Origin of the sequence: Dietzia sp. DQ12-76, from assembly GCF_014145045.1 — a bacterium.
In the GTDB taxonomy this organism is placed as follows: domain Bacteria; phylum Actinomycetota; class Actinomycetes; order Mycobacteriales; family Mycobacteriaceae; genus Dietzia.
Genome location: NZ_JAALDV010000124.1, coordinates 1 through 7,756, shown reverse-complemented (window position 1 = coordinate 7,756; position 7,756 = coordinate 1). Strand labels below are relative to the sequence as shown.

The window sequence follows — 7,756 nt, the reverse complement described above, 5'->3', positions numbered from 1 at the left end:
CAAGAGGTTCTGGGCGCAGGCGTCGAGTCCGCCGGTGGACTGAGGCCGAGTGACCGACGGGTCGCCGGCGGTTCCGTGCTCCGTCGTCGGGGCACGGGTGGATCAGCGGGTCCGGGGAACCCTGCGTACCTCCACGCCGCCCATGAGCGCGAGCCCCGTGACCCGCACGACCGGGGCGCCCGGAGAGGCCTGCCGCACCGGGCGGGGGTCGGGCTTCCACCTGCCGGCCTCCTCGCCGAATCCGCCCATCAGACCGAGGCCCTCGACCACGACGTGGATGTCGTCCGGCACGTAGATCTCGACCCCGCCCATGATCGCGAACGCGCGGATCGTGGTCTCGTGCGCCTGCAGAGAGGCCTGGCGCAGGTCCAGTTCGACCCCGCCCATCACGGCGAACGCCGTGTGCTCGGCGGGAACCGTCCACGCGCCCTTGCGTTCGCATCCGCCCATGAACGCCAGTGACGACGACGGACCGGTTCCACCGGTGACCCTCCTCGCGGGCGCCTCATCGTGATGGACCCCGGGCCGGGACCCGCCGTCGCCGCGGGCGGGGGAGAGGTCGCGGGTGAGCTCGGCCAGGTCGGACTGGAACAGTGCCCCGTACGCCTTGGTGGTGCGCTCGTCGAACTCCGCCAGGGTCAACCGCCCCTCCGAGTAGGACTGCTGGAGAAATCTCGCCGTCGCCTCCCGCTCGTGGTCCGAGGCGCGGATCGACGGGAGTTCGGGGCCGTGATCGTCGCGCGCGTCGTCCATGCTTCGAGAGTAAGCCCTGACACACCTGGGCGGGAACCGAGTGGGAGGAACCCGCGATGCGGACCACGGCAGGCACACTGGAGCACATGATCGAGGTACGCAATCTCACCAAACGCTTCGGCGCCGCTACGGCGGTCGAGGACCTCAGCTTCGTGGTGCGGCCTGGCGTCGTCACCGGATTCCTCGGCCCGAACGGTGCCGGGAAGTCCACCACGATGAGGATGATCGTCGGTCTGGACACCCCCACGTCGGGTGAGGCGCTGATCAACGGCCAGCCGTACCGGAGGCTCGCGGATCCCATCCGCACCGTCGGGTGCCTGCTCGACGCGTCGTGGACCCACGCCAACCGGTCCGCGCGATCGCACCTGAGGATGATCGCCGCCGCGGGCGGACTGCCCGACAGCCGCGTCGACGAGGTGCTGTCACTGGTCGGCCTGACCGAGGTGGCCGGCCGCAAGGTGGGTGGCTACTCCCTGGGCATGCGGCAACGGCTCGGTCTGGCCACCGCCATGCTCGGCGATCCCGAGGTGTTGCTGTTCGACGAACCGGTCAACGGACTCGACCCCGAGGGAATCCTCTGGATCCGCCGTTTCATGCACGCCCGGGCCGCCGAGGGCCGGACGGTGCTCGTCTCTAGCCATCTGTTGTCGGAGATGGCTCAGACGGCCCAGGATCTCGTCGTCATCGGCCGGGGGGTCCTCCGCGCCCAGACGTCCGTCGAGGAGTTCCTCTCCGCCGCGCGGTCATCGGTCCTGCTCCGGACGCCGCACGTCGAGGAGTTCACGGCCGCGGCCCGGGAGGAGGGGATCAACGCCACCTTCGACCCCGCGGAGGGGGTGTTCCTCATCGAGGGGCTGCCGGCACCCCGGGTCGGTGACCTCGCCGCGAGCCTGGGTATCACCGTCCACGAACTGCACGAGAAGCGGGCGTCGCTCGAGGAGGCCTTCATGGCGCTCACCGACCAGGACGTCGAGTACCACGGTCAGGAGACCACCCGATGAACCTGTTGAAGTCCGAGTGGATCAAGGCCACCACCACCAAGAGCGCCTACTGGCTCTACGGGCTGGGAGTCGTGCTCGCCGTCGGCCTCGCCGCGATCATCGGCCAGTTCGAGCAGACCTCGTCCGGGGAGCCGGTGGCCGGGGCGCCCGGCGGCGGAAGCGACCCGCTGTTCGCGATACTGGGGGTCAGCGCGTTCACGGTGATCCTGGCGTGGATCGCCGCGATCGTCGCCGTGACCGGCGAGTACCGGTTCCACACGAACAAGGCCACGTTCCTGGCCACGCCGTCGCGGTGGCCTGCCATAGTGGCCAAGACGGTGCTGTTCACGGTGCTGTCCATGGTCGTGACCGCGGTCGCTGTGGTGATCGCGATGCTGGTGGCGGGCGCACTGTCCGGACTGGACTCGTGGACCCCGTTCTCCGGCGACGGCCTGAGATACCTCGTGCGGTTCCCCGTCTACGCCGCACTGGGCACCCTCGCCGTGATGGGCCTGGCGCACATCATGCGCAACGCCGCCGGCACCATCTCGTTGTTCCTGGTGTGGACGCTGGCCCTCGAGGGCATGGTCTCGCTGATCCCCCGGGTGGGGCAGGACATCGCCGCCTGGATGCCGTTCGCCAACGGCGACTACTGGACCCAGGGCGAGTCCGTCCGCGGGTTCATCACGTGGGGCGAATGGCCGGCCTTCGCCTGGTACGCCGGGGTCTGCGTGGCGTTGTGGGCGCTGGGCCTCGTCATCACCCTGCGCCGCGACGCCTGAGGGGACGTGCCGCGTGAGACGTGTGACGCCGCCGCGTCACACGTCTCACGGGCGGGTCGGCCCGTCAGCCTCCACTGATCGGTAGATACACCCGGGAGCCGTGTTCGGCGAACTCCGCCGACTTCTCGGCCATCCCCGCCTCGATCGCCTCGACCGAGTCCAGTCCGTGCTCGGCGGCGTAGTCCCGGATGTCCTGCGATATCCGCATGGAGCAGAATCTGGGACCGCACATCGAGCAGAAGTGGGCCGTCTTGGCCGGTTCGGCGGGCAGCGTCGCATCGTGGTAGGCCAGCGCGGTGTCGGGGTCGAGGGCCAGGGCGAACTGGTCCCGCCAGCGGAACTCGAACCGCGCGGTGCTCAGCGCGTCGTCCCTCGCCTGCGCGCCCGGATGGCCCTTGGCCAGGTCCGCCGCGTGCGCGGCGATCTTGTAGGTGATCACGCCGGTCTTGACGTCGTCGCGATCGGGCAGGCCCAGGTGCTCCTTGGGGGTGACGTAGCAGAGCATCGCCGTGCCCGCCTCGGCGATCCGCGCGGCCCCGATGGCGGAGGTGATGTGGTCGTAGCCCGGAGCGATGTCCGTGGCCAGCGGCCCCAGTGTGTAGAAGGGCGCCTCCTCGCACCACTCCTCCTCCAGGCGCACGTTCTCCACGATCATGTGCATCGGCACGTGTCCCGGGCCCTCGATCATCACCTGGACGCCGTGGCGCTTGGCGATCCGGGTGAGTTCACCCAGCGTTCGGAGCTCGGCGAACTGCGCCTCGTCGTTGGCGTCGGCGATCGACCCGGGCCTCAGGCCGTCCCCGAGGGAGAACGTCACGTCGTACGTCGCGAGGATCTCGCACAGCTCACTGAAGTGGGTGTAGAGGAAGGACTCGCGGTGGTGTGCCAGGCACCACGCGGCCATGATCGATCCCCCGCGCGACACGATCCCGGTGACGCGCGTGGCGGCGAGCGGGACGTACCGCAGGAGCACCCCGGCGTGGACGGTCATGTAGTCCACTCCCTGTTCGCACTGCTCGATGACGGTGTCCCGATAGAGCTCCCAGGTCAGCGCCGTCGGGTCGCCGCCCACTTTCTCCAGTGCCTGGTAGATCGGCACGGTGCCCACGGGGACGGGCGAGTTGCGCAGGATCCACTCGCGGGTCTCGTGGATGTCCCGCCCGGTGGACAGGTCCATGATGGTGTCCGCGCCCCACCGGGATGCCCACACCATCTTCTCGACCTCCTCCGCGATCGAACTGGTGACCGCGGAGTTGCCGATGTTGGCGTTGATCTTGGTGACAAAGCGCTTGCCGATGATCATCGGTTCGCTCTCCGGGTGGCGGTGATTGGCCGGGATGACGGCGCGGCCGGCGGCCACCTCGGATCGCACGAGCTCCACGTCGATTCCCTCGCGCGCGGCGATGAAGCGCATCTCCGGGGTGATGTGACCCGCGCGGGCCCAGGCCAGCTGGGTTCGTACCGGCGTGGAGTCCTCCGACGAGGCGGGCACGGCCTCCGGGTGCGTCCACTCGTCGCGGGTGGGTGGTAGGCCGGAGCCGAGGTCGTGGCACTCGCCGGCGTCGGCGTACCCGGTGTACGGGCCGGAGGTGTCGTAGACGTCGAACGACGTGCCGTTGGTCAGGGCGATCCGGCGGACGGGCACGCGCAGCGTGCCGCCCTCCGCCGGGATCTCGAGGTACGACTTGCTGCTGGAGTGGATCGGGCCGCAGGTCACGGACTCGATCGAGGTGGACTCTGCGCTGGGGGTGGACGTGTGTGTGCCCATGATGCTCACTGCTCCCTACGCCGGCATGACCCGGACAGGTTCTACGGTCGACGGCCCGGCCGGCCGTCCTCTCAGCCCGCGCTCCGAAGCGGACTCCCGTGGGGACGAGTATGAAATTGTGCCGGGCGAGCGTACCCCGGCGAGTAGCATCGGGTGTGGAACACACCCTGCCGAAGGAGTCCCATGTCCCGAGTGGAGTCACTGGTGCTGGTCCACAACACCGATAGAGACCGGTTCGAACTGTGGGACGGCGAGACCTTCATGGGTCTGGTGGGGTACGAGAAGGACGGCGACGTCTACATCCTTCTCCACACCGTTATCGAGGAGCATTTCGGACAGCAGGGCATCGCTCGACTGCTGGTCAGTCTGGTCCTCACCCGGATGCGTCTGGACGGGCACAAGATCCGCCCGGTGTGCAGCTACGTCCGCCGGTTCCTCGTCCGATTCCCCGAGTACCAGCTCCTCGTGGCCCCCCGCTGACCCGGGAAGGGTGTTTCAGGGAGCCCACGTTCGGGGATACGATTCGGGCATGACGAATCCGAGCTACCCCGGTTCCTCCTCCGACTCCCCGTACGGGGCCGGCCAGACCCCCGGGCAGGAGTCCGGTTACTGGCAGGACCAGAGCTATGGCCAGGGCCCGACATACGGGCAGGGCGCGTCGTCGTATGGCCAGCACCCGGGTTACGGGGCCCAGACCCCCGGGGGGTTCACCGGGTCCCCCGGAGCCGCACGGCCGGGCCCCCCGTCGAACATCGGTTGGGCGGTGGCCTCGATCCTGTTCTTCTGGCCGCTCGCATTCGTCGCGATGACCCGGGCCTCGGACGTCTACCCGCTGTGGGCGGCCGGTCACCATGCGGAGGCCGAAGCGGCGAGCGCGTCAGCCAAGAAGCTCGGCCTCATCTCGCTCGGCCTCTTCGCCCTGCTTATCGTGCTCTACTTCGCCTTCATCTTTGCCATGATCGGGCTGAGCGCCAGCGGGTTCTGACCTGCGGGCGGGCCGTTCCCGCCACGGCGGGTGCTCTCGCTCAGGCGAGGCCCAGACGCGGCGCCTCGATGGCCGGGCAGGCGTCCATCACCACGTCCAGCCCCGCATCGGCAGCGCGCTGGGCCGCGGCCTCGTCTATCACACCCAGCTGGAGCCAGACCGCCTTCGCGCCCCGGGCGATCGCCTGGTCCACGACGTCGCCCGCGAGCGCCGAGTTGACAAAGACGTCGACCACATCGATCTCCCCGGGTACCGACGCGAGATCCGGGTATCCCTGCTGACCGTGGACCGTCTCAGCCCTGGGATGAACCGGCACTATCTCGTGACCCAGGTTGCGGACATAGGCGGCGATCCTGTGCGCGGTCCGTCCGGTGTTCGCCGACAGGCCCACGACCGCCCAGCGCCCGCGGTCCGAGAGCAGACGTCTGACAACGGCCGGATCATTGGTGTGACTCATACCCGGTGCAATGCGCGCCGGTGCCCGGACATTCCCGACGGGTCGTGTGCGCGGGTGCGTCCTTCGCGGGCTCAGTCAGTCCCCGACGGCGTCCCTGGCGCGGCGGACGATCTTCGGGTCAGGGTCGAACACCACCTGGGGGTCCTTCTCCGGATAGTCGAACTGGTGGAGGAAGTGGCGCATGGCGTTGATGCGCGCCCGCTTCTTGTCGTTGGACTTGATGGTGATCCAGGGGGCCCAGTCGGTGTCGGTGCGCCGGAACATCTCCTCCTTGGCGGCGGTGTACAGGTCCCACTTGTCGAGTGATTCCAGGTCCATCGGGGAGAGCTTCCACCGACGGACCGGGTCGAGCTGCCGGATCGCGAACCGGGTCTTCTGCTCCTCCTTGGTGACGGAGAACCAGAACTTCGTCAGGCCGATGCCCGAGTCCACCAACATCTTCTCGAACATGGGCGCCTGCTCCATGAACGTGGAGTACTGGGCGTCCGTGCAGAACCCCATCACCCGCTCGACACCGGCCCGGTTGTACCAGGAGCGATCGAACATGACCAGCTCGCCGCGGGTGGGCAGGTGGCTGATGTAGCGCTGGAAGTACCACTGGTACAGCTCGGTCTCGGTGGGTTTGATCAGCGCGACCACCCGGGCCTGCCGGACGTTGATGTACTCGGTGAACCGCTTGATGGTCCCGCCCTTGCCGGCGGCGTCCCGGCCCTCGAACACGATCACGTGCCGGTGGCCCGACTCGGCCTGCCAGTTCTGGAACTTGAGCAGCTCGATCTGCAGGAGGTACTTCTCCACCTCGTACTGGTTGCGGTCCATCCGATGGTCGTACGGGTAGTTCTCCCGCCAGGTGTCCACGGCCCTGCCGTCGATGTCGATGAGGTCGGGGTCCTCACCGTGGTCGTCGCGCACGGTGAAGCCCTCGGCGCGCAGGCGGTCGATGTAGTGACGGAGTTGGAACGTGGACATCGGTGCGGGCTCCTCGTGGTGGGCCGGGTCGCGGTGCTAGTCGAGGTCTACGACGACCGGGGCGTGGTCGGAGGCGCCCTTGCCCTTGCGTTCCTCGCGGTCGATGAACGCGCCGGTCACCCGCGATGCGAGTTCCGGCGAGTGCAGCTGGAAGTCGATGCGCATGCCCTGCTTCTTGGGGAAGCGTAACTGGGTGTAGTCCCAGTAGGTGTAGACGCCGGGGCCCGGGGTGAACTCGCGGGTGACCTCGCGAAAGCCCGCCCCGTCGAAGGCCGCGAAGGCCTGGCGTTCGGGCTCGGAGACGTGGGTCTTGCCGGTGAAGACCTCCATGTCCCACACGTCCTCGTCGTGCGGTGCCACGTTCCAGTCGCCCACCAACGCCACCTGCGCGGCCGGGTCGGCAGCGAGTTCGGCGGAGGCGTGGTCGCGGAGCCGGGCCAGCCACTCGAGCTTGTAGGTGTAGTGAGGGTCCGCCAGTTCACGGCCGTTGGGGACGTAGAGACTGTAGACGCGGACGCCGTCGCACACCGCGGAGATGGCGCGCGCCTCCGGATCCTGGGTGACCTCGGGGTCCTTGTGGAAACCGGGCATGTCGTCGAAGCCCAACCGGACGTCGTCGAGCCCCACCCGCGAGGCCACGGCCACGCCGTTCCACTGGCTCAAGCCGTGGTGGGCGACCTGGTATCCCAGCTCCTCGAACGCCTCGTGCGGGAACTGGTCGTCCTTGCACTTGGTCTCCTGCATGGCCAGCACGTCGACGTCCGAGCGTTCCAGCCAGGCCGTGACGCGGTCCCGTCGAGCTCTGATCGAGTTGACATTCCAGGTGGCCAGGCGCATGGCGAGCAGTCTATTACCCGGCGTCGGATCGCGTGGACCGCGGAGTGGAACCCTCGACGACGACGAGGTGACGCATCGAATGGTGCGGGGCCAGTCCGAGCTTGGCCCACAGCCCGCGGCCGGCCGCGTTGTCGGCGAAGACGTGGAGGTGGCACTCCTCGGCGCCCAGCGACCGGCCCCACCCGACGAGCGCGCCGGTGACGACCTCGGCCAGCCCGCGTCGGC

10 protein-coding genes are annotated in these 7,756 nt (G+C 68.7%); 4 read left to right on the top strand and 6 right to left on the bottom strand.

What is annotated here, in order from left to right:
* Window positions 1–102 precede the first annotated feature (102 nt).
* Entirely contained in the window at window positions 103–753 is a 651-nt protein-coding gene (locus G6019_RS05515; RefSeq protein ID WP_107757406.1) for a DUF1707 SHOCT-like domain-containing protein, read from the bottom strand.
* Window positions 754–839: 86 nt separating this feature from the next.
* On the opposite strand from G6019_RS05515, the gene G6019_RS05510 reads away from it, so the two are divergent.
* A complete protein-coding gene (locus G6019_RS05510) occupies window positions 840–1,754 on the top strand; it encodes an ABC transporter ATP-binding protein (RefSeq protein ID WP_107758223.1) in 915 nt (304 codons plus the stop codon).
* On the top strand, window positions 1,751–2,515 hold the full coding sequence (locus G6019_RS05505) for an ABC transporter permease (RefSeq protein ID WP_107757405.1): 765 nt from the start codon (window positions 1,751–1,753) through the stop codon (window positions 2,513–2,515). Before G6019_RS05510 ends, G6019_RS05505 begins: the two co-directional genes overlap by 4 nt.
* A 64-nt stretch (window positions 2,516–2,579) precedes the next feature.
* On the opposite strand, the gene thiC is transcribed toward G6019_RS05505, so the two are convergent.
* Complete coding sequence (thiC, locus tag G6019_RS05500; RefSeq protein ID WP_194305475.1) at window positions 2,580–4,283, bottom strand: phosphomethylpyrimidine synthase ThiC; 1,704 nt, start codon at window positions 4,281–4,283, stop codon at window positions 2,580–2,582.
* 183 nt (window positions 4,284–4,466) lie between these two features.
* Between thiC and G6019_RS05495 the strand changes: the two genes are divergently transcribed.
* Both G6019_RS05495 and G6019_RS05490 read left to right on the top strand, forming a co-directional pair.
* On the top strand, window positions 4,467–4,763 hold the full coding sequence (locus G6019_RS05495; RefSeq protein WP_107757404.1) for a GNAT family N-acetyltransferase: 297 nt from the start codon (window positions 4,467–4,469) through the stop codon (window positions 4,761–4,763).
* A 49-nt stretch (window positions 4,764–4,812) separates the two neighbouring features.
* The gene (locus G6019_RS05490) at window positions 4,813–5,268 is read left to right on the top strand and encodes a CD225/dispanin family protein (protein ID WP_107757403.1); all 456 of its coding nucleotides are present in this window, start codon (window positions 4,813–4,815) and stop codon (window positions 5,266–5,268) included.
* 40 nt (window positions 5,269–5,308) lie between these two features.
* Here the strand turns inward: G6019_RS05490 and G6019_RS05485 are convergent, their stop codons facing one another.
* The 4 genes from G6019_RS05485 to G6019_RS05470 form a co-directional block, all read right to left on the bottom strand.
* Complete coding sequence (locus tag G6019_RS05485; RefSeq protein ID WP_182613311.1) at window positions 5,309–5,725, bottom strand: CoA-binding protein; 417 nt, start codon at window positions 5,723–5,725, stop codon at window positions 5,309–5,311.
* Between the two features lie 75 nt (window positions 5,726–5,800).
* Window positions 5,801–6,694, bottom strand: coding sequence for a polyphosphate kinase 2 (gene ppk2 / locus G6019_RS05480; RefSeq protein WP_182613310.1), 894 nt, complete (start codon window positions 6,692–6,694; stop codon window positions 5,801–5,803).
* Window positions 6,695–6,730: 36 nt separating this feature from the next.
* On the bottom strand, window positions 6,731–7,531 hold the full coding sequence (locus tag G6019_RS05475; protein WP_107757400.1) for an exodeoxyribonuclease III: 801 nt from the start codon (window positions 7,529–7,531) through the stop codon (window positions 6,731–6,733).
* 13 nt (window positions 7,532–7,544) lie between these two features.
* A partial coding sequence (locus G6019_RS05470) for a GNAT family N-acetyltransferase (RefSeq protein WP_241725892.1) occupies window positions 7,545–7,756 on the bottom strand: 212 nt, incomplete at its 5' end.

Bases quoted from the DNA above. Each gene is read 5' to 3' on its own strand.
- G6019_RS05485 (WP_182613311.1), bottom strand. From the start codon at position 5,725: ATGAGTCACACCAATGATCCGGCCGTTGTCAGACGTCTGCTCTCGGAC.
- G6019_RS05475 (WP_107757400.1), bottom strand. From the start codon at position 7,531: ATGCGCCTGGCCACCTGGAATGTCAACTCGATCAGAGCTCGACGGGAC.
- G6019_RS05490 (WP_107757403.1), top strand. From the start codon at position 4,813: ATGACGAATCCGAGCTACCCCGGTTCCTCCTCCGACTCCCCGTACGGG.
- G6019_RS05515 (WP_107757406.1), bottom strand. From the start codon at position 753: ATGGACGACGCGCGCGACGATCACGGCCCCGAACTCCCGTCGATCCGC.
- ppk2 (WP_182613310.1), bottom strand. From the start codon at position 6,694: ATGTCCACGTTCCAACTCCGTCACTACATCGACCGCCTGCGCGCCGAG.
- G6019_RS05510 (WP_107758223.1), top strand. From the start codon at position 840: ATGATCGAGGTACGCAATCTCACCAAACGCTTCGGCGCCGCTACGGCG.
- G6019_RS05495 (WP_107757404.1), top strand. From the start codon at position 4,467: ATGTCCCGAGTGGAGTCACTGGTGCTGGTCCACAACACCGATAGAGAC.
- thiC (WP_194305475.1), bottom strand. From the start codon at position 4,283: ATGGGCACACACACGTCCACCCCCAGCGCAGAGTCCACCTCGATCGAG.
- G6019_RS05505 (WP_107757405.1), top strand. From the start codon at position 1,751: ATGAACCTGTTGAAGTCCGAGTGGATCAAGGCCACCACCACCAAGAGC.